Here is a 25,071-nt window from a genome sequence, read left to right as displayed (position 1 = left end):
ATCTTTATCAGGATTTATTCATTAATTGATTATCTTTGTAAAACGTCATACTTATTTTTTTATGAAATTAATAATGTCCATATTTCTAGCCATCTTGATCCTCATGCAGGGCTTTGGCAAGACGTGGATCATTCTTTCATTCAAATTAAATCAACAAACTATTTCTAAAAATATTTGTGTTCAAAGAAATATTCCTAACAACAAGTGCAAAGGTAAATGTCATCTAAAAAAGCAATTCAAAAATTCTGAAAATAAAGATCAAAATCAACTTCCGAATTTGTCTAACCAATCCCTTGCGTCAGATTATATTGTTCAACCCTTAGATTTTCATCTTAAGCTAATAAATATTCAACATCATTCGGCTAATCCAATAGTTCAAGATGAGCATTTTATCCCTAAAGCCTGTATTCTTGGCATCTTCAGACCACCCAGACCCACATTGGTATAATAAATTTATGCCGGAATGGATGCACAGTATTTTATTCTAATTTTTGTATTATAGGCTTTATAAAAGGTTTATTCCTTATACCAAGTTAATACTGAAAGCTTGTAATCTGAATTAAATTTCATGGGTGCACATTCTATAGATGATTTATTATTGAGTTTTACCCGTTTTCAGATATTTCAATTTTTTGAGATTTTTTACCAGTGTGATTATTACTTAGTTCAATATGTATTAGCTTAATGTAGACGCCCCATGGGAGTTCAGCATTCAGATTAAAGCATTCGAATGATAAACAAATTTATCTTTTAACATTAGACCCAATTGTTTTTCGCAGCAGTATTAATCCACATTTTATTTAAAATTTTATTTACTAATATACTTAAATTCATTAAAAAAAAATTAATTTATGAAAATCAAATTCCTTTTAACATTAGCATTGTGTCTCACACTGACTTCAATTATTGTATCCTGCCATCACCATGATGAAGATGATTCCAATCCACCAGTCTTATTGATCACATCCCCCTCTGATAATGCTTCACTTCCGGCAAGTTCTCACGTTCATATAACTGGAACAGTGACAGACGAAAGTCTTCATGAGATGAATATCAAAATCACAAATGACAGCAATGGCTCTGTATTATTCAATAAAGATCTTGAAGTTCATGATGCCACAAACTACACCATTAATGAATCCTATACGCCTACAAACATTACAAGCGTTACCCATGTAACTATGTTCGTCGTTGTTAGCGATCACAGTGAGCATGAAGTTAGAGATACCGTGCATTTCGTATTAAATCCTTAATCGTTTAAAAATTCAAAGCTTGCCGAAACAATGCTATACAACATTGTTTTGGCAAGTTTTAAAAGTATACTTATGAAAAAAAATTACCTTATTGCCTTCCTCTTTCTTATTGGTTTCCATATACAGCTTTCTGCCTGTGATATTTGTGGATGTGGAATTGGGGGAACTTATTTTGGAATTCTTCCACAATATCACAAACATTTTTTCGGATTGAATTATACTTACCAATCCTTTAAATCTGAACACCCAGTATATGATATTGAAGATAATAAGTATTCTTCTGAACGCTTCCAAACCTTAGAGATTAGAGGAAGATATCACATAACTAAGAAAGTTCAATTATTTGTATTTGTACCCCTTGGATTTCATGAACAAATTGACCATGGATTGAAATCTTTTGTAAGTGGCATAGGAGACGTATCAACTATTGCGAATGTAACGCTGTATAATTCTGGTGATTCTTTAAATAAAACTTGGAAAAATAATTTACAAGTGGGTGGTGGGATTAAATGGCCTACCGGAACATATAATGAATTAAATTCAGAGCAACAATTAAACCCTAACCTCCAATTAGGAACCGGATCTACTGATATTATTTTGGATTTTATCCACACCATTCGACATCGTAAAGTAGGACTGAACACAAACATCCTTTATCAATTCAACAACGTCAATTCCAATCACTTTAAATTTGGAAATAAATGTTCAGTGAATACAAATTTTTTTTATTGGAAAACGATACAATCCTATTCCCTTTTGCCAAGCATAGGTATTCACTATGAAAACAATCAATACAATAAGCACTACAAAACGGTGCTCAATACAAGTGGCGGTCAATCACTACAGACAAGTCTGGGAATAGACTTATATTTACGAAGAGTATCCATTGGAGTGAATACTCAGGTTCCCATTTACCAATCGAATCATTTAATAGATAATAACTTCAAACATAACATACATTTACTTTATAATTTTTAGATCATGAAAATATATTGGATTATCATTTTTACTTTTATTTGTAGTATTGGCGTTCAAAGTCAAAGTTTGATTTGGTCAAAAAAATCAAACCCATATTTTAATTCCATAAACAGCATAGCCTTCAATGGTGATGGCACAAAAGTAATTAGTGGCACGGATTGTCACCCCGCCGCAATAAGAATGTTTGATGTAAACACAGGCACATTATTATGGGATTATGAAGTCGGATCAAATTTTATGTGCATTATGGGGATTGGCTTTAGTTCAAATAATCATTACATTGCCTCAATTGAAGAGCTTGGAAATATACTAATTTTTGATAATACTAAGGCGATTCCCACACTCATTAATACGATCAAAACTGGCGCTAGTTATGGTTTTTCAATTGCATTTTCACCTAATGGAAAAGAATTAGCAGTAGGGTGTTCTAATGGAAAATTAAAAACCTATGATATCTCTTCGGGTCAACCTATTTCAGATATAAATGCTCATTTAAATTTTGTCAATTCAGTGGCTTATTCTTTAGATGGAACCAAAATTGTTTCTGGTGGTGCAGATGATAAAATTAAAACCTGGGATCTAACTGGTAAACTTTTAAATACCTATACGGGACATGTATCTGATGTGAATTTCGTAAAATTTACTCCTGATTCCAAATCCATCATCTCAGCCTCTAGTGATAAAAAAATAAAAATATGGGATGCCAATTCAAGTACTCTAATTCAAACCATCTCAGGACATAGAAATGCGGTTAATCAGATTGACATTTCTCCCGATGGAACAAAAATTGTTTCAGCCTCATCAGATTCAACTTGTAAAATTTGGGAATTTGCAACTGGAAAAATGATTTCAAGTTTTGGAATATCTGATAGTGGTAAAATTAATGCAGTCAGCTGGTCGCCAATTGGTGACAAAATTTGTACCGGAAATGCTATAAGTGATATGAGTCTTTGGAATGTTTCAGGTTTGCTTAAAACAGCTGAAACTCATGCTGAATTTACATTCGAAATATCTCCAAATCCCTTGAGTCGTTTGAGTCATATAGATCTTCCAAATGGCCTGATCCCTAAATATTACCGCATTATTGATGTTGTTGGTAATGAACAACAATTTACAACTGATTTAGCTTTAAAGTCAGCCATATGCGCTCTAAAACCTGGAAATTATATACTGCAAATTACTTGTCAAGATCAAAAGTCAGCTTTAAAAAGATTCACAAAAATCTAATGTTTTAAAAAATAAATATATGGAATGCCTTTTCATTTTGTGACTTATAGTTTCCAAATTAAGCATATAAAATTGTTTTTGTTGTTATGCTTCTACAACAATTGCATATTGCTTGGTCAATTTAATTCTGCCACTATACATATAAACGGGCTTACGTGCTCAGCTTGTTCCTTCGCTGTCCAAAGGTCGATTTCAAAGATAGATTTTGTGGAACGGATTGACATGGATTTGAATGAAAATATTGCAATGATTGTTTTTAAAAAAAATAAAGCAATTGACCCATCAAAATTAATACAGGGAGTAAAAAATGCAGGTTTTTCGGTTGGTAAATTAGAATTAAACTATTCAACTCAAAACACCTCACAAAGCACTAGAGATTGTTTTACAGAAGGCGGAACACGATATTTGATCGTTGATGACTCAGACACTACCTTTCAGGGCAATGTAACGTTTAAACTCATTCATAAATACATCGTACCAAAAAAAGAATATAAAAAATACAATAAACAGGCACATCAATTGAGTTATGAAACATGCAAACCCAACTTTTTGTTAAGTTTGAGATGAAGCTAATCAACACCATATCACTTGTTATATTGAGTTACATAACTGGTATGGCGCAGGAATTATTTATCCATACAGAACCTGCTAGTAATATTCCCAAAGGAGTTCTTAATGTAAGTTTACTCAATGAATCTTATAAAGAAGTGTCCATACCCAGAAACATGACAGTCATTGGACTCAACTATGGAATACATCCCAATGTATCATTTAAACTCCAGTTTTCAGCATCTAACCATCATGATAAATCTTTATCGAATAGTATTCTGAACCATTATCACAATGGGAACAAAACCATTTTTTACACCAGAAATAGAATTTATGGTACCAAATACAAGTATCAATTCAATGGACTTCATGGAACCATTAAATGGAGACTTTTTAACTCAGATCATTTACATGAACATTTCAGAATAGCAGCATTTCTTGAAGGATCATATGTACGTTCGGCTCATGATGAGACCGAACCAAGATTATTGGATGATTGCAGTGGCGTAGGTGGCGGTTTGGTTTTCACAAAACTGTATCATAAAATGGCCGCATCTTTGACTCTGCATTACATCAAACCTAGCCCATTTACAGAATTAGCAGACCAACAGACCCATACTCTTTATTATGGGGATGCTATTGGTGCCGATGTATCCTTAGGCTATCTTATCTATCCAAAAAAATATTCAAATTATGAAGAGGATAATTATAATTTGTATGTTGAATTCATCAGTAGAATGTATCAAAAGGGAAAATATCAAATCAATCATGAAGACATTTTGATACAGAGCTCATCGCTTTTTGCTGGCCATTACGTAGAAACATACTTTGGAATTCAGCGCATCATCCGATCCAACTCCCGATTAGATGTATCTATCGGAATTCCGCTTTACAATCAATCTTTCATACATTTCTACCCTATTTTTACTATTGGGTGGCGACACCAATTCTTTTTAATGAAACGTATGTAGCTTATATTCTATGATTCGATTTAACTAGTGACCATTCATATAATCGAATACACTTTTTAGAATCTATTTAGCTTTTTATTGACTGTTGCTTCGTTGAATTTGAATAGATTATAATTAATAATTTTTTGAATCCTAGATCAATTTCCATTGATTATTTTGAAATTTAATATTTATAAGACCATTATCAGAATTTAATTTGGCAATTTTATTTTATTGTAATTTTATTGCGCTTTTAAATAAAGAATGTCTTAACTTTCGAAATCTTTCCAAAGTTAAAAAACCAACCAATTATGCCAAATAATACATGTCTAAAAGGAGGATTACAACCTTACGTTCCAAGTCCGGAAAAGCCTTGGGATGAAAGAAGAATTCATCATTTGTACAATAAACTAAGTAATGGCGCACCGCTCAACTTGATTAACGCTGCTAAAGCAAACACACCTTCTAAAATAATAGACTATCTTTTTACCACAGCATTATCTCATCCTTTACCCGGTGAAATCAGATCCGGTGTAAAAACCATAGATTATAGCTATCCCTGGAAGGAACAAGACATAGCCGAAGATCCGGATGCCTATTACAAATATCTGGAATTAGTTCATATGTGGTTTAATGGCATGGTAACCGAAGGCTTACGCCATAAATTGGTTTTATTTTGGTCCAATCATTTCGTGACTACTTCTGATGCCACAGGAAATAGACCAACATGGGTATTCCAATATTATTGGATCCTTCATAATTATGCTTTAGGTAATTTTAAAGAATTTGTAAAAGCAATAGGTCTTACCCCAGCTATGCTGATCTACCTGGATGGCAGATACAACTATGCAGGTAATCCAAATGAAAATTATGCCCGCGAACTCATGGAACTATTTACAATGGGTGTGGGAAATTATACTGAAAAAGATATTGCTGAAGTAGCGAGATCTCTTACCGGATGGAATATTCTGTATTATGAAAAAGTTGCTGGCAGTGGAAATTATTTTGTTGGCCCACTTAAAGTTGGTGAATATAAAATATATCGCTACAATCATGACTGGAAGAATAAAAACATTTTCGGCAAATCGGTTGGAAATTTTGGAGGTGTAGTTCCTGCTGATGATGTTATTGCAGCGACAAAAGCAAAAACAGAATACGACTCCTTACACGATGTTATATTTGATGTTAAAAAAAGAGAAATAGCAACATTCATATGTAAAAAATTATACAAATTTTATTTGTACAATGATCCGCCAACCGACATCATTAATGGTTTGGCAGATGTATTTATTGCTTCTTCATTTGATATTACTACTGTATTAAAAACATTATTCAAGAGTGAACATTTCTTTGATGATGCAAGTATTGGTATATCCATTAAAAGTCATATTGATAATCAAATTCATTTCTTCCGTAGTTTAGACTTAGAACCCGGAAAAGATTATTATAAATATAAATGGATCAATGGCGCATTCAAAAACGAAGTTCCTGATCCAGTCAATTATCCAAATGCAGGAAATAGAGATGCCCTATCAGGTCTCTATTATCAAACAGCCAATCTTGGACAAACTTTGTTCAATCCGATCAACGTTGCCGGCTGGCCTGGACACAGAGCCTGGCTCAATGAATTTACTTTAGTCAACCGATGGCGATATAATCGGGATCAATTCGATTACTACTTGTATTATGATTGGACCAAAGAGAAATATCGTTCTTTCTTAAAGTCATTGACCAACAATTCCACAGATCCGGATTTTATTGTTAGAAAAGTGTTAGCCTATTTCATAACGATAGATATGCCAATAGAAATAGTAGAAACTGCAGTTGGTGTATTCAAAGCAACGGTTCCGGCTAACTATTTCTTAAATGGTACCTGGAATCTTGATTACAATATGGTGCCAAGACAATTTATGGATTTGATGAAATATATCATCACCTTACCTGAATACCAATTATTATAATTATTAAAGCAATTGAAATGAGCCAAGATAAAATAAAAAATAAAGAAGGTCAATATCAATCATCATTGGGTGATCGTCATAATGAAGAACATATACAATGGAATAGGCGTCAATTTTTAATGACCGGAGGGCTAGCAGGATTAGGTACTGTACTTTTAGGTGGTCTACCCATTAGTGCATCGATGGCAGCCAGCGGATTATCAGCTGCAATGAATCCGGGTGACGAAAATATCCTGGTGCTGGTCAAAATGTTTGGAGGTAATGATGGGCTAAACATGATAGTTCCACATTCAACCGCTGCAGGAAAAGACGAATATTTACAACTTCGTAAAACGATAGGATTACAATACGGCACAGATTATAACGATAAAATGTTATTATCTGGTTTTGGTCAGACCGATTTTGCAATGCCTCAAACCATGGAACCATTGATGCCACTATGGAATGAAGGCAAGATGGCTGTGCTTCAAAACGTGGGTTATGCTGATCAAAACTATTCACATTTCTCATCTATCGAACTTTGGTCTAGTGCTGCCGATAATACTTTTGATCCCAGAGTAAATTCAGGTGTCATGGGTCGATATTTGGATCAGGATTTTCCATCATTTAGAGAAACACCGCCTATTGTTCCACCAGCTTTGCGTATTGGTTATAGTTCTGATAAAATTTTTACAGGACCAGGAAACCAACAATTGGAATTGGTATTCAATGACCCAAATGAATTCTATAGATTAGCTCAGTATGGAAAATTGTATAATACCGATGGTTACGGAGATTGTCCTCAAGGTGAAGAACGAGCTTTCTTACGCCAATTAACCAATAATTCATTGCGTTATTCTCAATCCGTTACCACTGCATACAATAAGGCAAGTAACAAAATTGCATTTCCTACCAATACAACCAGCAGAATAGCAGAACAACTGGCTATTGTTTCCAGATTAATTAAAGGTCGATTAGGCACGCGAATTTACTTAGTGAATGTTGATGGATTTGACACACATTCTAATCAAAAAGATTACCATAAAAATTTATTGGGCCATGTCGCCAGCTCCATCAAAGCCTTTTATGATGACTTGAAAAAAGATAATGCACAGTCCAATGTATGTCTCATGACCTACTCAGAATTCGGCAGAACGATCAAAGAAAATGGATCTCAAGGTACAGATCACGGTAATATTTCTCCAATGATGATGTTTGGCGATGGCGTACAAGGAGGATTTAAAGGAAATCCAATTAACTTATTCGATCCTATTCTTAAAAACGATACGGTAGTTTATTTTGAAACACAAAAATGCATTGACTATAGAAGCATGTATGCTACCATTCTAAAAGATTGGATGTGTCTAGACAATGAATTGGTGGATTATTCCATGGGAAGTACATATCCCGGATTACCACTGTTTAATTCACCTTGTGGCTCAAACAAAGGCTCTAATTTGAATTCCATTTTGATAGGACATAATCCTAATCCACTTCAAAGTCGAATCATTGATATCAAATTTACTGCTTTAATCAGCAGCGAAATGATCCTTAGTATCAAATCCATTAATGGAAAAACGATTGCTACATTATTGGATAAATTTATACCAAAAGGATCCTATACGATACCATTCGATCCAGTAACATGGAATGTTCCTCCAGGGGAATACATCTATCAATTGAATGCTGCTGGAAAAACATTTATGAGACGTTTTAATATTATCTAATTTAAAAACATTCCGACATGAAATATTTCTATTCCATAATCTTCTCCATGATATCTTGTTGGTTGATTGGCCAAAATAAAATCCAATTCGAAGGATTTACAAATTGTCAACTTCCAAGCGGATGGAATGTAAAACCCTTGAATGGTAGTTATGTTTTTAACATTGTTAAAAATAATGAAACGATTCAACCCGATGGTTCATGTATGGCACAATACAAACAAACCGATCGCTTGAATACCGCCAGAAGAAAATTTCAACTTATTACTAACCCAATCCCAGTATCAGGTTCTGATCGGTATGTTTTATTATTTAGACTGAAATTCATCCGTCCAAATACTGGGTCAATACTAACCATTTCCACAAACAACGGATCAGCAACTGTGATTAATCAAACCATCTTCACAGAATATAAGGATCTAACACCTATAACCATTAAATTAACCAATGCTTCTAAAGTAACAGCATATACCGTAACCTTTGATTACGATTGTGCCACAAATGATTTTGGAACAGAAATAGCTATAGATGATGTCTTTCTGAGTATTGATAACGATGCATGCGCAAATCCAATTCGCTTAAATTTAGATCAGGATTGTACCAAAGGTCATATTTCTACTACCAATGCCCAACAAGCCAATTTAATCAACTGTACTAATGATTTTCAAGGCGCCATTTGGTATCAATATGATGCAGATTTCAGTGGCATTCTACAAGTGAATGTGAATTCACAATACAATGATGGATTATTCATTTATACTGGCCCTTGCAATGCTTTAACCAATGTCACTTGTTCAGATAAAGATGAATATGGATTCCAAGGAGAACATGAAGAACTCAATGTAGAAGCTGGCAAAACCTATTATTTTAGATTTGCTAAGAAAATCAATCATTATGGATTCGAAAATGGATTTCATTGCATTTCACTGAAAAAAATCAACCAATACACTGCTAAACCAGTACATGATTTATGCGATAATAGAACTGTACTTACTGTAAATGGAACTTGTGCAAGTACTTCAAATAAAAATGCATTGATGGAAAATAATCTTCCATCACTTAATTTGAAATCAAAAGCAGATGTATGGTACAGTTTCACAGCTGTTTCCACAAAGCCTCATGAAATCACTACGAATACAGATTTTGCTGAAGTAATTTCTGTTTATAAAGGTACTTGTGGATCTCTACAGGAAATTCAAAGTGAAGACCTGGGCAATAAAACAATAATCAAAGATCCAATTCCTGGTAAAGAATATTTTGTACAGGTATCAGGTTATTTTGCTACCATTGAAGGAAATATTTGTTTAACGGTTAAAGAACAAGTCAACACTGTTCCTGCCAACGATGAATGTCCACTTTCATCTGCAATAAACCTGAATACAACTTGTCAGGAAATTGATTTTTTCAATAATAATACTTCTTCAAAAAAACCTTCTTGTGTTGTTTATAACGCCCCGGACGTGTGGTATAAAGTTGTAGCACCAACAGAAAAAACAATAGCTCTAAAAATTCAGGCTGGATTTATTTATAATTATGGATTGTATAGTGGATCATGCAATAGTCTTGAAGAAGTAACTTGCGGTAAATCTCCAGATCCATGCGAGGGATTTATCAAAATAGAAAACCTGGTTCCCGGTAAAACTTATTATTTACAGATCCTTTCTGCTGTCAACCCTTTAAAATCTGGTGAAGGAAAACTTTGTGTCCGAATCGATGAGTTTAGTAAAACAGCTCCATTCCAAAAATTGAATCTTGATTTACATACAGATTGTCTTCATGGTGTGCTTGGACAAGTGAGTTATTCTACTTCAGGAGGTCAGGGAAATATAAAATATACCGGACCTAAAAACACTGAATTATTTTATCCAGGTACACAAGTCGATGCTTTTGTAGAAGACGAAAATGGATGTAGAGATTTTGCGTCATTAGTCGTGGGTTGTATGTCACCATCAAATTGTAAAAATTCGACTCTTGATATAGAATTTACAACAGAATGTTTGAAAGATACTATTGGACGTCAAACCGGCGAAGTTGTCGTTTCTATTAAAGGCAAAGGAGGATCAGGAGCCTATTATCTCTATGGAACTCCAGACGGGTCTAAATTAAAAGACAAAGATTCATATAAAATCATTTTGATAGATTCAGACTCTTGCTATGTTATCGAAGAAGGCCAGATCAATTGTCCTGCATTTAATTGCAGTCAATCCACTTTAAAATTGGATGTTAGTTATGACTGTATTGATACCTTGCTGAAGGCAGCACTAAAATTAGATGTATCCGGAAATTTAGGAACCTATAATTTCAGTGGAAATAATGCTGGTGATTTACTAGATCAGGGTCAAGCCTATTCTGTAAAAGTTACAGATGAAGCCGGTTGCGAACAACTTAAAACCGGAACCATTACATGTCACTTTGATTCCTGTGCTTATTCAAGACCTGAAATGGACATCAGCATTAAGTGTATCAAAGATGCAAACGGAAATGATGCAGGAAAAGGAATTTTGATCGTCAATGGCTCCAGTAAAGCCGGAGGTGTACATTATCTTGGCAATCAACCAGGTGATACTTTGGATCATTTGCAATCATATAATATAGAGCTACAGGATGCCTTTGGATGCGGAGTCCAAAAGAATGGTGTTGTCTTATGCGTTCCACTTTCCAATCAAGATGAAAAGTCTTTTGAGAGTATAACCATAAATCCGAACCCAACTTCAAGTAAATTCTATATCAATTTAAATATGAATGTTGCTGAAAACATTACCACAACTATTTATAGTATGGAAGGAAAATATATTTTATCCAAAAAACATAAATTAAATGTTGGACAAAACACGCTATCTTATGATTTAAATAAAAATTTGTCAGGTGTATATTTAATTAAATTGGAAGGAAAATCGATAAACAAATTAATTAAAATAATAAAAATCTAATTTCAAAAAATAATAGCTTAAGCCCTATTGAAATATATATTTCAATAGGGCTTTTTTATTATTCGTTAAGTGCTTTTTTAAATACCTCCAGACATCTTGCTCTCGCCATTTTATGATCTACAATAGGCAATGGATATTCGGGAGTCCCAAATTCCGGGATCCATTTTTTAATGTACTTGAATTGCGGATCAAATTTCTTTTGTTGAGCATCCGGACTAAATATTCTGAAATACGGTGCAGCATCCGTCCCGCATCCTGCAGCCCACTGCCATCCGCCATTATTACTCGCTAAATCATAATCCAATAATTTAGATTCAAAATAAGCTTCACCCCAACGCCAATCAATCAATAAATGTTTTACTAAAAAACTCGCTACCACCATCCTAACTCTATTATGCATAAAACCTGTAGCATTCAATTCCCGCATACCAGCATCGACCATTGGAAACCCGGTCCTTCCTTGACACCAGGCAGTAAATTCAGATGTATCATTTCTCCATTGAATTCGATCATAAGCCGGTTTAAATGATTCATGAACTACTCTTGGAAAAGATTGAAGTATCATCGAATAAAAATCCCGCCAAATCAATTCACTTAGAAAAGTTGCATTTAAAACTGATGCTAATCGGGCTTTTTCACGAATGCTAATTGTGCCAAAACGAAAATGAATTCCCAGACGTGATGTTCCCAATAAAAATGGAAAATCACGATTTTGTGTATAATCTCGAATTCGTTGTCGAATTATTTTTTTTGAGGGTATTGGTATTGATGAAGGAACAAACCCAAGGTCACTTAATTCAAAATATTCAATTGGACCTGTTTTCCACAAAGAGTCTAATTTTTTTTCAACAGGATATGATTTAAAATAAAATGAAGTATCTATTGTATAATCATGTTCCATTAATTTATGTAACCATTTCTTTTTGTATGGCGTAAAAACAGTGTACGAAGTTTGATCATCTTTACAAACTTCATGTTGTTCAAAAATGACCTGATCTTTGTATTGAAAAAAATCAATTTGTTTTGAAGATGCTAACTGTTTAATTTCTGAATCACGCTGAATGGCATAAGGTTCATAATCACGATTTGAAAAAATACTGCGAACTCTATAATCTGTAAGTAATTTTTCCCACGCATGTTTAGGAGTATCACAATATACCAATAAATCACTTCCAAATGTTCTTAATTGCAGTTTTAATTCAAGTATCGTTTCATAGATAAAACTAACTCTAGGATCATCCTTTGACTCCAGGGAATTCAAAATATTAGAATCAAAAATAAAAATTGGAATAACTGGAAAACCTGATTGAAGTGCATGATAAAGTCCTGCATTATCTTCTAATCTAAGGTCCCTCCGAAACCAAAACACTACATACTCCATCGCGAATTAACAATATTTTTATATTCAATGTTTAAACAGTATGTTAATTTAATTATTTATTGAGGAGCTTGAATGAAATAGTTTAATTTTGTGAAAAATAAAATATATGACTCGTATATTCATCGCTTGCATTTGTATTTTTTGTCTATTCCAATGGTCGTGTAAAAATAAAATAGGCGGGAACGATCCTATTTTAAATGAATTAGAGACCAGCTTTAATACCAGTCCAAATGAAGATAATTTTAATAAACTAATTAACAAATATTTAGAAATGATTCAGAGCGCTCCCAAGGGTTCTGATCTAAGTGAACTTTTTATTAAGGCTTCCAATATTTGTTCAAAAATGGATAAGCCGGATCAGGAGATCGTATTTATCAATAATTTAGTAAAAAACAATCCAAATCATCCTAATATAAAAGAATATATATTTAAGATGATCCAATTATTATTTAAAACAGAACGACAAACAACAGCAGAAATCATGGCACTTTGTTATGTTAAAGCATATCCCAATGATCCAAAAATTGCTGAACTAAGTTCTAAACTTCCAAAAATTAATAACCCCGAAGAATATATTTTTGAAATTGGAAAGTCCATTTTTGCGGATACAACTACGGGTTTTAATGAAAAAAACGCAATGGTCTATGTTGATGCGTGTGAAGCGTATGCCATGGTTTTACCTAAAGATGCTCAAACCCCTGAATATATTTTTAAAGCTGCAGAAACTTCAAACACCTTAAAAACTTATGAGAAATCTTTCTCACTTTACGATTGGATTATCGATAAATATCCGACTCACGAAAGAGCACCAATCAGTTTATTCATGAAGGGATTTTTATTTGATGGAACATTGAAAGATTCAGCAAATGCCAGTAAGTATTATACTGAATTTTTAACTAAATATCCTAATAACAGTTTTGCTAAGGATGCTGAATTATTAAAAAGTAATTTAGGCAAATCCGATGAACAAGTTTTGGACGAATTGATGAAAAAGAAAGCTCAATAAATTCATTTTATTTATTTTGTTCTCCGGGTTTTAATTCCTCTTTTTTTCCTGATTGATCCACTTTATCCATGGCCTCTTGGGTCTTTTGCCAGAACTCACTAAAGAAGGGTTTTATTTTATCTAAGGCAACTTTAGAGCGATAAGGAACCGACTCTAGAAAAGGATAAGTAATGGATGCAGATTTAGCTTCAGAACTTATAACTCTAACCTGATTAAGAAACCATATGAGTGAGCTATACACAATAATGGTTATGCATGCAGAAGCAAGACCACCGGCGATTTTATTGAAAATATTTAAATGTACCGTATCCAATATATTCTCTAAGCCTTTACCAATCATTCTAATGCCAATCAGAATCATTAGAAACGTTATAACAAATCCAAAAATAATAATGATTCTGGGATCTAATGTTAGAAATAATTCCAGAAAATCAATCGTCAGATATGAAAATTTTAATGTTACAAGGAGCGCTATAATTATAGATAAAATACCAAAAACACTTTTAATGATTCCCTTAACATAACCCAAATAGAAACTCGTTCCAACTAATAAACCACAGACAATATCAATTACCATTTTATAAAATTTTATTCATCTTGATTTGCAAAATTAGCTTAAAAAACATTCAGAAACATAAAAAAAGACCAAGGCCTTACCCTCTCATGATTTTCTAAAGCACTATCTTTTTAGAAAACCAAATTACCTGAACGTTCACTTATTGATATTAAATTTAGCAAAGACTCAATTTATCCTTTATAATTTGTTGCACTTTAACTAACATTTTCGAAATAAATATTAAAATTCAATAATATTTAACTTATAAAACGTCCTATTATTTTGGATTCTCCCGTTAAAGCTATAGTTTTGTTACCGTTATGGCCAACTTGAAAAAATTATTATTTATTGTGTTCTTATGGAGCCATATAAGCCATATTATAATTGGACAATCAAACATTACTTCAAATAAAAATCAGGATTTACCAAAATTACCGAAATCTTTTTTAATTGGTGAGTACGAACAGCCTTATGAATCATTGCTCAATATCTATGACAAGATGTTGGTTAGTATGTTCAATGATGATAATGAAAAAGCTTTTGCACTTTGGACTTCCATACTGATAGCAATGGAAGATTATTCCAAAGAAATGAATATAGATTTAAATGGCCTTAAATTATGGATGAACGTTTTCTTTAATACAGATGGAAGTATTCAACATATTGTATATTTTCCTAAGCCCAATTCCAAAAACATGGAATACAATACACTAACTGCTTTCTTCATAAGTTTTTGTAAAACATACCGGATGAAAGAAAATCTGAATTCCAAGTGCTTGTTAAATGCAACGGCAACCTTCCCAATTCACAAATAAGCCAAAAATGACTTATTTGCTTAAAATCAATTACTTTCTAATCAGTATTTTATTATTTATTTTTTCTTGCTCCAAAGAGGAAAACGCTTCATTTACAACTTTCCAAACTCCGACACAGGATGAACTATGTGGAATTTATTTTTGGAGTCAAATGGACGGCATTGCGGTTGGAGGGAATACATGGACACGAGCTATCAGATTGTCAACAAATGATGGCGGATTAAGCTGGAAAAAAGATTCTTTATTTGATAAACAAATTTTTTGTTTGGGATCAAACCAACTAGGACTCTTAATTGGACTCGGCATTGAATTCAATTGCTATCAATTTACCACACAACAAACCACCATTTCTAAATTAGGAAACTTTAGATTTTTTAGAGCTTTGGATGTTTATAATCCAGAGCTCATAATCGCAGCTGGTGGTGAATCATTCGGAACCGGCTATCTTGAAAAAATAAATACTAAATCTCTAACTTCTCGACAAATATTAACGATCAATAAAGAATTGGATGCAATACAATGCATTGATAGTTTAAATTGGGTTGCGGCAGGTTATGGCATTATTTTAAGATCAAGAGATGCAGGTGAACACTGGGATACTTTGGATTATTCAGGTGATCATTTTCGTGATTTGTCTTTTGTTGATTCCATCGGCTACATTATCGGAATAACCGGTACCATTTTAAAATCTGACGATGCGGGTTATACGTGGAATAAAATAAGAAAGTCACAAAGCATTTTTGTAAAAAATTTTCCTTTGCGTACTGTTTGTTTCAAAAACAAATGGGAAGGCATCATTGGAGGTGAAGATGGACTCGTATGGCGAACAAACAATGGCGGAACTTCATGGATAACATTAAATGGTCTGCCTGATTGTAATTATTTAGATAGCTTTTGGGATGGTTCTCATTTTTGGCTATGCGGATCTAATGGTGTCGTTATCAGATTAGACTAAGCCCAGATTATGCATTAAAATTTCTATTCCAAGTCAAAATACCTTCAAATACAATCACTTCCTCGATTTTTCTCCGTCACCATAGGGATGACTATGTAATTCCAACAATTCATCTTTCGATGTTCTTTCACTTAATGAACTGTCGTTCATTACTTTGATAGTAATCAAAGTTCGTTCATTCATCTTTCATCACGAAATCCTAATGCATAATCTGGGCTAATTATTTTTAGGTTTAAACTTGGAATCTTCCAATATCTTTTGTGAATCAGACATCTGAATTAATTCTTCCAAACTCAATTGGGGATGACGTTTCATGAATTCTTTAATAATATAATATCCAATATAAGCTCCTGTTTGTCCCGGAGCTTCCGATGGCATTCCTGGTGAATTAGGACTTGGATTGATATATTTATTAAACTTCAAACTTTCAGTAGAATACAACAATCGTTCTGATAAAAAATAAGTCCATATCCCAACTTTATTTTCATTGCACCAATTTAATCTTTGCTGCGGATATTCGAATAATACAGAGTCTTGAATTTGAGGTATAAGTTTTGACAGTATGAAAAGTTTTTTTCCATTATAAATGATATAATCTAAAAATTGATTTCCTGTCTCCGGTCCCAACATATCTTCAACATACACTTGCCAGGTTTTTTTTAACAAATGTTCCTTATTAAATGTCCGATTCAAATAATCTGAAAATGCTGGATTTTTTGGATCTACTAATTTATAATTGACTTCATTACCTAGAAAAAAGTCAAGTCCAATTCCTAAAACATCTTTTTTATTTTTCTCCTGATATATAAAATTTCCTACCGCATAACCACTAATTAAGGTAACGAAATCTGGTTGCTCTCTTTTAGGAAAGTAATATTTTAAATTCTTACATGTTTGGATGAGATCTTCTTCTAAAATCTTATAATCGGGAAATACTGTTTTGGATTTCTGATATACATCTCTCAGAAATGTATCCTGTAGCATTTGTTTCACCGTTTCTATATATACCGAATTCAGAGAGTCCACATCCATTTCAATGCCCATGATTCGATTAAAATAAAGAGAAGCCCATTCTGGGTATTGTTTATTGATTTGATCCAATCCAGTTTCTAAATGCAAAGTATCAAGCTGAAATAATTCATCTGCAAAATGATGAAGATTAAGTTGAACTGAAATATTACTCACATCCGGAGCTTTTTCTCGGTCATTGGAACAATTGAACCCCAGGAATATAAAAAAAAGTAAATAGAAGTACCTCATGGTGTATTTTTACAACTGCAAAGTTGGATTATTTTTTTGAAATTCTAAATACTATTAATCATGAGAAACACATTAATCCTTGGACTAATTCTCATACCATTATTGGCATACAGCCAGTTTGACAACTTAAAAGTGAGTATTTTGACAGGCCCTTCATTTGGCCGAATTGGCACAGATAATAATAAAATTAGCTCGAAAGGAATAAACTTAGGATACAAGTTACATATTCAGGGAGAATACCTATTGAATGACCGTTTCAGTATTACCATAGGCTTAGGCTTGTCTTTAAGTCAGGGAGGCAGTTTGGTATTTGACCAGGGAGGCCATTTGTGGTCTGAATCAAAACTAAGTATTTCAAAACCGGATTCACTGCCTAATGGTGTTAAATTAGGTTATAATATCAACTATTTAGAATTTCCGATAGGTTTTAAAATGAGAACCAATTCATTTGGTAAATTTAGATTTTATGCCCAAATGCCTGAGTTCTCAACAGGTATCAGAACTAAAGCAAAAGGGTCTATAGCTGGCATTGATGTTAAGAGTAGTAAAGAACAAATAAAAAAAGAAATCCAATTTTTGAATTTATCCTGGGCTCTTGGTTTAGGTACAGAATACAGTGTTTCCGAAAAACTTGATCTGATCTTTGGAGTGAGATTTTTTCAGAGTATAACAGATATTACCGATGATTCAGGACGCTACTTCGATAACTCCAAAGAAAATTCAAAAGGTATTTTGAACAGTTTGGATTTACGATTTGGTGTTTTATTTTAAATTTATCTTATGAATAACTGGAATTTACAAAAATATATACAAGATAGCCTTGAAGAGGATATAGCTCAAGGAGATATTACATCCGAGGCATGCATAAGTGATACCAGCCGTAGCCGTGCTAAATTATTAATTAAGGATGACGGAGTCCTTTCAGGTGTAGCATTCGCAAAAAGTGTATTTCATCAAGTTGATCCATCGATGGTATTTACACCCTATTTAAAAGATGGTGATTTAATAAAATACGGCCAAATCGCATTTGAAATCGAAGGTAAAACACGGGATCTTTTAAAAACAGAAAGATTAGTTCTCAATGTCATGCAGAGAATGAGTGGTATATCAACTTTAAGCTATAGATATGCTTCTGAACTCCAGGGACTATCAACCAAAATACTTGATACCAGAAAAACAACACCTTTAAACAGATATATTGAAAAATGGGCAGTTCGAATTGGCGGATGTTATAATTATAGAAACGGATTATATGATCGATATATGATTAAAGACAATCATATTGAAGCTTGTGGAAGTATTTCTAAATCAATAAAAGCGGTCTTGAAACATCAGGAAGAAACCAATCGCAAAGCCTATGAAATCACCATAGAAGTGAAAAATCTTGTTGAACTTGAAGAGGTATTGAATATTGGTAAAATCAATCGTATCATGTTTGATAATTTTGAAATACCATTGCTAAAAGAAGCCATTTTAATGACTAAAAAACGCTTTGAAACCGAAGCTTCCGGTGGAGTCAACCTAGAAACTTTAAGACAAATTGCACTCACTGGAGTAGACTTTATCTCTGTTGGTGCACTCACACATAGTGCCGGAAGCCTCGATTTAAGCTTGAAGATACATCGATAATAGATTTAAGCCGGGTAGGTAGCGATCAGGAAAACAATCAAAACCATGGTAAAAACCATTACTAGCCAAAATCGTGAATCTTTGTAAAAAACCGCTGGGGTTTGGTCTGTCTTCATACTTTCTCAGAATTTGATTTATAAAAAAATAAAATAGCCTAATTTTATTCATTTTAATGGAATAATCTTTTTACTCCATAAAATGAATCATGTTCATCATTGTTATTAAGCGATTCAGACAGACTAATAATTACGGTCTTTGTTTTTCTTGTTTCGGTATACTATTACTTATTCAAAAACGATGCCATAGCAAAAAGCTTTAATATGACTTTGTTTACAGGCTTCTTGAACGATGATGCTCAAAAAATCATAATATGATCGTTCATAAAATGTCTAAAAAAATAAATACCAAGGTGAAATTGTATCCTTGCGCACTTAGGGCCTTTCGTGAAACATGGGTTATTTTGATAGGCTTAACACGGATATTGTTTACGATTTGCATTAGATGCTGGTGTGAGGAGCGAGTATGGCAAAGCATACCCAAAGTGTGCTAATAAGTTCATTTATCCTATTGCAGACTCAATTCAGTCTCAATGTTGTCTCAATTCAAGATAAGATAACATTAGAAATAATAAATAACCTTATCAATAAATTCCTGCCCTCTTATTGCTGGACATATCACAAGAATTGGCAAGCAGTGATAATTACAAATATCGATAAAATAATTCTTATTTCCTAGTAAATTTTAAATAATACTCTGATTAACGAATTAATGTCACATCTCCTCCTTTTACTTTACTATCAGTATTGTGCAGTTCGTATTCCATTACATACACATTAACTCCTGTAATCATTTGGACCCAATTACCTAAGCCAGTAGTTGAATATATTGCAATGCAAAATATGTCTTCCTAAACCGAACTGGGTGAAGTATATAAGGTTCAGTTAGTGTTGTGGTAAGTCATGGTAAATATCTTACCTTAACAAAGTAACATCCCCATTAATTAGGAATCTTTGCCCTGCTGCATTCTCCCAATTAATTAAATAAATATATACGTTAGGCAGACATAGTCGGTTATTGACCATCCCATCCCAGCCATTACAATTCGATCCCATTCCATTCGGATAGGAGTCACAAGAGTAGACTTGCTGACCCCATCTTTCGAACACTTGTAAAGAAATTATTTTACTTTTGGAATCTGAGAATGTTATATTCCAAGTGTCATTTTTGGAATCTGCATTCGGTGAGAATATATTTGGAATAAATATTTCAGATCTTTGATTCTTAACATGAATAAATATAGAATCTATTGCTGTACATCCATTAGCATCACTTACTTCAAGATAATAAGTTCCATCTTGAATAGCCTTTATTTTTGGATTCGGACAATCAGTGCAAGATAAATATTCTGTCGGGAACCATCTGAATCTAGTCACATTCATGGCATGTAAACCGCTTAATGTATGTGTGCCTCCCCGAATTAATTCTAAGGTATCATCAAGATCTACATATAAATCTTCGTATGGAATAACTCTATATTGGATTACTGAATCACAGGATTGTATACTCGATTTATGGACAGTGAATTCGCTTGCTGTAGTATACCATAATTGCTCAATCTGGACTGAGTCTCCTATACAGAAATAGAATGTAATAACTGTGGGTTCAGGAATAGGATAGAGTTGTACTTCTGTCATATGGAATGAATCACATCCATATTGATTATTGAATTGAGTTATTAAGGTACTCGAGTCATGATACCAGATATTATCTATTTGTATAGAATCCCCATTACAGATTTTATGTATAGTGTGGGTAGCTGGTGAGACAGGATAATTAATGATGTTAATACTTACAATAGAATCACATCCATTTGAGTTTATATAAGTTCTATTTAATTGAATGGTATCTTTATACCAATGTCCGTCAATATTGATTGAATCTCCAAGGCAAATTTTATAATTTAAAATTCTTGGTTTTATTTCACTTACAAAATGAATATTTACCGTGTGAGCGGAATCGCAACCATTTTGATTATTCTGTAATGATAAAATAACGGTATCTGATTTAAACCACTTTCCTTTAAATTGAATTGAATCATTAAAGCAACTGGACAAGAATTCTTCGGTTGGATTTGATTCTGGATAATTTAGTATTTCAACTCTATGAAATGAATCACACAATGTATTAGATTGATATTTTTTACTAATTATAATTGGGCTTGAATAAAAATTACCACTATAGAATATTGAATCATCTTTACATTTAAATATTTTTTCTATGGTTTCATATTTTGGCAACTTTGAAATATGATAAAATATGATTGAGTCACATCCATTAATAGATTGCCAGTTATCTTTTATATCTGAATTATCTTTGATGTTGATTATTTCACTTGGCCTTACTATCTCAATTGAATCACCATCACATAATGTATAAAAAATATCTTGAGTTGGCAATTTCGGTTTTACATTAATTGATACTTCTATCAATGAATCACAAATTCGATTCGTTCTAATTGTATCTATAAAAATAGAATCTTCTTTGTACAACTTATTATTATATAATACAGAATCTCCATGGCATAATTGTATTATATGCTTAGTTAATAAGGCTCTATTTTCGAATACAATATTGTATTCTATTATTGAATCAATGCAATTTGAAGAAGACTTATATGATTCTATTAGCTTTTGTGCATCACTAATTTTTTTTCCTCCAATAATCGTGGTGTCTCCTTTGCAAAAATGAAGTTCAATTCTAGTCGTATCAATCACTTTGAAATTAATTTTAGTTTTAATTATTGAATCGCATTGATTGATATTTTTATAATAAGTATCATATGTAGTATCATTTCTAATCCAAAATCCATTTAGCAATATAGAATCTCCCATACATAATTGATAATTGTGAACTGGGTTGTTTTTATTTTGAACTTTAATGCATATATCTATTATTGTATCACAATAACTCGGATACTTAAAATTAATTTGAAAACATGTGTCTTTCACAAGAGAATCTAATTCGATAAGATTACTAAAAACTTCAATATTATTAATCAATACATTTGAAGAATTTGTATTAAATATAAATTTGGCGTTTCCTCCTTCACAAACTAAACTATCATATTCTAACCATTGAATAAAAGAATTACATTCGCATTTCTTGACATCAATTGTAAAAGTATCTGTTTTAAGAGCGCAATCTGTCTCATAAGCTGCCCTAATTCTGTATTTTCCAGGTTTGTAGAATTGTACATTTATGCTATCATTTCGTATACTAGTGATAACAGGCCCATTATCGAGGATACTCCATTGTGTCGGGTTATGATCACAAGGGTCACTAATTGTAAATTCCACCGTAGAATCTGGGCAAATCTTTTTGGGACCTCTTATGAATAATTTATTCGGCCACATTGATCTTCCTGGAATATAAGGTGTTCCAAATCCCCCAATACACTCACGACTAATTCCTTTAATCTGAAAGTTGCAATTTATACCTAGTTCATTGGGATTATGAATTATACTTAGACTCGTATCACCACCCCATCGTCCAAGATAAATTTTTCCATCTGGACCTAAAGCTGCTGATCCAAAAGCGTCAGTAATCCCTTGAGGTCTTATCCATTGATCAAGTAGGATAGTAGTTTTGTCACATAAATTGTTGGCATTTAATCCATTTAGGTCTAATTGCTTAACATAAATGGAACCATAGTATAATTTAGAAGCATCAGGGCTGAATTCTGAATATAAAACATCATCTTGAGTAATTTGATTACAGTATAAATTTGGCCTAAAAGCATTAATTATTACCAAGCCATTTGTAATTTCACCTGTTGAGGAATTAAAATGATATAGTTCTAGGCTTTCCAATCCTGTTGAAGGAACATATGTGGGTTCACAAAGAAACCTTCCATCTGGAGATATTTTCAATTGCCCTTGCTTTGAATTCAAGGTTACTTTAAGATTTGGTGGGAAACTATAAATAGTCTTACTAATAACAGGATTTGATAAATCAATACCCTTATCAGTTAACAACCATGCATAAAAATCTTCTCCAAATTCTTCTACTTCTTGGCCAATTATCCACCAATCTTTGCCATTACAATGCCTTGTGGCACATACACTTGAAGAAGAACCGTTTAGAAGTTTTATTGCATTTTGAATAATCTTCCCTTTGCCAGAATTAGCGTTTAGATCAACAACACTCATCCATAAACTCCGAATATCATCTCTTGAATTCTGTGAACCTTCTGGACTGATTACATATATTATACTATCATTTCCAGGAGAAGGTACCATTACAATATTGTGGACAGCACCCCATATTCCAAATGCTGGTCCCGGATTAATTATTTTCTGGTGAAATTTATTATATAAATTAATATGATCACAGTATAAAAGTAGCTCTCCATTTCTATCGCAAATAGATGCATATGCTTGATCTGATACCTTGCTATTAATTCCAAATCCTTTAATTACTTCAGGTTTTCCATTATTAAAGTCAAATCCATTTGAACCTAAGAACCAGATATTGTGCTCCTTACCTGTAGGACATGAATCTTTAACAAAATTAGGTGAATTCAATACCTGTGCAAAGCAGTTTTCAACTTGAATTTGTAGAACACAAATCAATGATACATATATTACAAATATAACTTTAAGTCTAAAATTAATTTTCAATTTAAAGTATTTTAAACAAAGATAAGACTACAAGCTTTAATTAAAAATATTCCTTTTATAACTATGCTTAAATTTAGAAATGAAAAAATCTCAGAAATAAGTGGATTTCATTAATCTTCCTTATTACAAAATTTATTTAGAACCTATGAATGCCGGGAAACCAATTAGACTTTTTAGTACAATGACATTATACATAATCAATATTTTAATTACCTAATCAAAGTCATATCCCCCCTCTCAATTTCCTATCCATAATGTGCAGTTCATATTCCAAAACATACACATAAACTCCTGAATTCATTTACACTCCATCTTATTTACCATTCCAGCCTAAATTTTTGTTCCTTGATTCAAACATGAGATTTTCCCAACGATTATAAAATTGGTTAATGTAAAACACGATCAATTTCTATTCCTTATTAATTTGGCAAAACGATACCCGATTCCTAGATTACAAAATAATCCTGTCCCTCTAGATTCAAATACAGCTGTCTTTTGTGTAACGCCTTTAAATGCATATTTAAAATATAGATTTTGATAGGATTTAAACCCATAAGCTCCTTGGATGTATAAAAACAAATCGATTCTGTGAAATAATAAAATTCCTGTCCTAAATCCTAATGATGGAACCAGATGTGTTTTGTTATAGGATATTGATGTAACTGGTTCTAGTTCAAAATATTCTGGACCATTTATTTGAAAAATTTCACTATAAATTTCAACTCCTGTTTTTTTGGAAGTTTGTATACCAACAATTACAAATGGTTTAAAATAGTACATAAATCTTTTTGGCATTACGTTGTAATTAAATCCAATGTCAAATCGAGATACATTTACTCCCGAAAACCCAACTCCTATGAGAGAATTGTCGCCATGAAGAACACTACCCTCCCTAAATTTTATATTAGTCTCTCCTTTAAACTTAATAAATGTTCCTGACAAACTAAATTTACTATTTTTCAGATAATGTTCATATGTATAATAATAAATGGCATCAGAATTCATAAAATCAGATTTACTTTCAACCATTCTTACAGACTGATATGTTGCTGTATATATAAGTCCATAGCCAACTGATAATTCTTGACATTCAGAGAAACTAATATTCAAAAAACTTATAACTATTAATCCAATAAATTTAATTATTAATTTAATCATAATAAAGACTCACTTTAATCTAACTTAGACTTACGGACACCGTTTACACCATAATTAAAAATATTATTATCAATCGTTAAC

The 25,071-nt window shown here is 32.6% G+C and carries 19 protein-coding genes; 14 read left to right on the top strand and 5 right to left on the bottom strand.

Annotation, left to right across the window (positions count from 1 at the left end):
- Window positions 1-61: 61 nt before the first annotated feature.
- From IPK88_11220 to IPK88_11180, 9 genes are all read left to right on the top strand, one after another.
- Window positions 62-448, top strand: a complete 387-nt coding sequence (locus tag IPK88_11220) for a hypothetical protein (protein MBK8243986.1) — start codon at window positions 62-64, stop codon at window positions 446-448.
- 403 nt (window positions 449-851) lie between these two features.
- The gene (locus tag IPK88_11215) at window positions 852-1,253 is read left to right on the top strand and encodes a hypothetical protein (GenBank protein MBK8243985.1); all 402 of its coding nucleotides are present in this window, start codon (window positions 852-854) and stop codon (window positions 1,251-1,253) included.
- 72 nt (window positions 1,254-1,325) lie between these two features.
- Window positions 1,326-2,231: a hypothetical protein gene (locus tag IPK88_11210; protein MBK8243984.1), complete on the top strand. Its 906-nt coding sequence runs from the start codon at window positions 1,326-1,328 to the stop codon at window positions 2,229-2,231.
- 3 nt (window positions 2,232-2,234) lie between these two features.
- Window positions 2,235-3,458, top strand: coding sequence for a WD40 repeat domain-containing protein (locus tag IPK88_11205; GenBank protein MBK8243983.1), 1,224 nt, complete (start codon window positions 2,235-2,237; stop codon window positions 3,456-3,458).
- Between the two features lie 24 nt (window positions 3,459-3,482).
- Window positions 3,483-4,025: a heavy-metal-associated domain-containing protein gene (locus IPK88_11200; GenBank protein ID MBK8243982.1), complete on the top strand. Its 543-nt coding sequence runs from the start codon at window positions 3,483-3,485 to the stop codon at window positions 4,023-4,025.
- On the top strand, window positions 3,992-4,978 hold the full coding sequence (locus tag IPK88_11195; protein ID MBK8243981.1) for a hypothetical protein: 987 nt from the start codon (window positions 3,992-3,994) through the stop codon (window positions 4,976-4,978). The genes IPK88_11200 and IPK88_11195 overlap by 34 nt, the downstream gene beginning before the upstream one ends.
- Window positions 4,979-5,268: 290 nt before the next feature.
- Window positions 5,269-6,918, top strand: coding sequence for a DUF1800 domain-containing protein (locus IPK88_11190; GenBank protein ID MBK8243980.1), 1,650 nt, complete (start codon window positions 5,269-5,271; stop codon window positions 6,916-6,918).
- A 17-nt stretch (window positions 6,919-6,935) separates the two neighbouring features.
- Window positions 6,936-8,624, top strand: coding sequence for a DUF1501 domain-containing protein (locus IPK88_11185; GenBank protein ID MBK8243979.1), 1,689 nt, complete (start codon window positions 6,936-6,938; stop codon window positions 8,622-8,624).
- Between the two features lie 17 nt (window positions 8,625-8,641).
- Window positions 8,642-11,551, top strand: coding sequence for a T9SS type A sorting domain-containing protein (locus tag IPK88_11180; GenBank protein MBK8243978.1), 2,910 nt, complete (start codon window positions 8,642-8,644; stop codon window positions 11,549-11,551).
- A 58-nt stretch (window positions 11,552-11,609) separates the two neighbouring features.
- On the opposite strand, the gene IPK88_11175 is transcribed toward IPK88_11180, so the two are convergent.
- Complete coding sequence (locus IPK88_11175; GenBank protein MBK8243977.1) at window positions 11,610-12,932, bottom strand: deoxyribodipyrimidine photo-lyase; 1,323 nt, start codon at window positions 12,930-12,932, stop codon at window positions 11,610-11,612.
- 106 nt (window positions 12,933-13,038) lie between these two features.
- Here IPK88_11175 and IPK88_11170 point away from each other — a divergent pair, with 106 nt between their 5' ends.
- On the top strand, window positions 13,039-13,938 hold the full coding sequence (locus tag IPK88_11170; GenBank protein MBK8243976.1) for a hypothetical protein: 900 nt from the start codon (window positions 13,039-13,041) through the stop codon (window positions 13,936-13,938).
- A gap of 7 nt (window positions 13,939-13,945) precedes the next feature.
- Here IPK88_11170 and IPK88_11165 read toward each other — a convergent pair whose 3' ends face one another.
- Complete coding sequence (locus IPK88_11165) at window positions 13,946-14,515, bottom strand: CvpA family protein (protein MBK8243975.1); 570 nt, start codon at window positions 14,513-14,515, stop codon at window positions 13,946-13,948.
- Between the two features lie 308 nt (window positions 14,516-14,823).
- On the opposite strand from IPK88_11165, the gene IPK88_11160 reads away from it, so the two are divergent.
- Both IPK88_11160 and IPK88_11155 read left to right on the top strand, forming a co-directional pair.
- A complete protein-coding gene (locus tag IPK88_11160) occupies window positions 14,824-15,309 on the top strand; it encodes a hypothetical protein (protein ID MBK8243974.1) in 486 nt (161 codons plus the stop codon).
- 7 nt (window positions 15,310-15,316) lie between these two features.
- Window positions 15,317-16,264, top strand: coding sequence for a hypothetical protein (locus tag IPK88_11155; protein ID MBK8243973.1), 948 nt, complete (start codon window positions 15,317-15,319; stop codon window positions 16,262-16,264).
- Window positions 16,265-16,480: 216 nt separating this feature from the next.
- Here IPK88_11155 and IPK88_11150 read toward each other — a convergent pair whose 3' ends face one another.
- The gene (locus tag IPK88_11150; GenBank protein MBK8243972.1) at window positions 16,481-17,524 is read right to left on the bottom strand and encodes a hypothetical protein; all 1,044 of its coding nucleotides are present in this window, start codon (window positions 17,522-17,524) and stop codon (window positions 16,481-16,483) included.
- Window positions 17,525-17,584: 60 nt separating this feature from the next.
- Here IPK88_11150 and IPK88_11145 point away from each other — a divergent pair, with 60 nt between their 5' ends.
- Both IPK88_11145 and nadC read left to right on the top strand, forming a co-directional pair.
- On the top strand, window positions 17,585-18,295 hold the full coding sequence (locus IPK88_11145) for an outer membrane beta-barrel protein (GenBank protein MBK8243971.1): 711 nt from the start codon (window positions 17,585-17,587) through the stop codon (window positions 18,293-18,295).
- A gap of 9 nt (window positions 18,296-18,304) precedes the next feature.
- Window positions 18,305-19,153 carry a carboxylating nicotinate-nucleotide diphosphorylase gene (nadC, locus tag IPK88_11140; GenBank protein MBK8243970.1) on the top strand — a complete coding sequence of 283 codons (849 nt, stop codon included), beginning with the start codon at window positions 18,305-18,307 and terminating at the stop codon, window positions 19,151-19,153.
- Window positions 19,154-20,124: 971 nt separating this feature from the next.
- On the opposite strand, the gene IPK88_11135 is transcribed toward nadC, so the two are convergent.
- Both IPK88_11135 and IPK88_11130 read right to left on the bottom strand, forming a co-directional pair.
- The gene (locus IPK88_11135; protein MBK8243969.1) at window positions 20,125-23,832 is read right to left on the bottom strand and encodes a gliding motility-associated C-terminal domain-containing protein; all 3,708 of its coding nucleotides are present in this window, start codon (window positions 23,830-23,832) and stop codon (window positions 20,125-20,127) included.
- Window positions 23,833-24,234: 402 nt separating this feature from the next.
- A complete protein-coding gene (locus tag IPK88_11130; protein ID MBK8243968.1) occupies window positions 24,235-24,990 on the bottom strand; it encodes a hypothetical protein in 756 nt (251 codons plus the stop codon).
- Between the last annotated feature and the right edge of the window lie 81 nt (window positions 24,991-25,071).

It is taken from the genome of Candidatus Defluviibacterium haderslevense, assembly GCA_016712225.1.
Classification (GTDB): domain Bacteria; phylum Bacteroidota; class Bacteroidia; order Chitinophagales; family Saprospiraceae; genus Vicinibacter; species Vicinibacter haderslevensis.
Note: the sequence above shows the minus strand (reverse complement) of the source record. Positions and strands in the feature narration are given on the sequence as shown.

What these genes read in the sequence shown, in the direction of transcription:
- IPK88_11220 (MBK8243986.1), top strand. Translation starts at nt 62, where the DNA reads ATGAAATTAATAATGTCCATATTTCTAGCCATCTTGATCCTCATGCAG.
- IPK88_11215 (MBK8243985.1), top strand. Translation starts at nt 852, where the DNA reads ATGAAAATCAAATTCCTTTTAACATTAGCATTGTGTCTCACACTGACT.
- IPK88_11210 (MBK8243984.1), top strand. Translation starts at nt 1,326, where the DNA reads ATGAAAAAAAATTACCTTATTGCCTTCCTCTTTCTTATTGGTTTCCAT.
- IPK88_11205 (MBK8243983.1), top strand. Translation starts at nt 2,235, where the DNA reads ATGAAAATATATTGGATTATCATTTTTACTTTTATTTGTAGTATTGGC.
- IPK88_11200 (MBK8243982.1), top strand. Translation starts at nt 3,483, where the DNA reads ATGCCTTTTCATTTTGTGACTTATAGTTTCCAAATTAAGCATATAAAA.
- IPK88_11195 (MBK8243981.1), top strand. Translation starts at nt 3,992, where the DNA reads ATGCAAACCCAACTTTTTGTTAAGTTTGAGATGAAGCTAATCAACACC.
- IPK88_11190 (MBK8243980.1), top strand. Translation starts at nt 5,269, where the DNA reads ATGCCAAATAATACATGTCTAAAAGGAGGATTACAACCTTACGTTCCA.
- IPK88_11185 (MBK8243979.1), top strand. Translation starts at nt 6,936, where the DNA reads ATGAGCCAAGATAAAATAAAAAATAAAGAAGGTCAATATCAATCATCA.
- IPK88_11180 (MBK8243978.1), top strand. Translation starts at nt 8,642, where the DNA reads ATGAAATATTTCTATTCCATAATCTTCTCCATGATATCTTGTTGGTTG.
- IPK88_11175 (MBK8243977.1), bottom strand. Translation starts at nt 12,932, where the DNA reads ATGGAGTATGTAGTGTTTTGGTTTCGGAGGGACCTTAGATTAGAAGAT.
- IPK88_11170 (MBK8243976.1), top strand. Translation starts at nt 13,039, where the DNA reads ATGACTCGTATATTCATCGCTTGCATTTGTATTTTTTGTCTATTCCAA.
- IPK88_11165 (MBK8243975.1), bottom strand. Translation starts at nt 14,515, where the DNA reads ATGGTAATTGATATTGTCTGTGGTTTATTAGTTGGAACGAGTTTCTAT.
- IPK88_11155 (MBK8243973.1), top strand. Translation starts at nt 15,317, where the DNA reads ATGACTTATTTGCTTAAAATCAATTACTTTCTAATCAGTATTTTATTA.
- IPK88_11150 (MBK8243972.1), bottom strand. Translation starts at nt 17,524, where the DNA reads ATGAGGTACTTCTATTTACTTTTTTTTATATTCCTGGGGTTCAATTGT.
- IPK88_11145 (MBK8243971.1), top strand. Translation starts at nt 17,585, where the DNA reads ATGAGAAACACATTAATCCTTGGACTAATTCTCATACCATTATTGGCA.
- nadC (MBK8243970.1), top strand. Translation starts at nt 18,305, where the DNA reads ATGAATAACTGGAATTTACAAAAATATATACAAGATAGCCTTGAAGAG.
- IPK88_11130 (MBK8243968.1), bottom strand. Translation starts at nt 24,990, where the DNA reads ATGATTAAATTAATAATTAAATTTATTGGATTAATAGTTATAAGTTTT.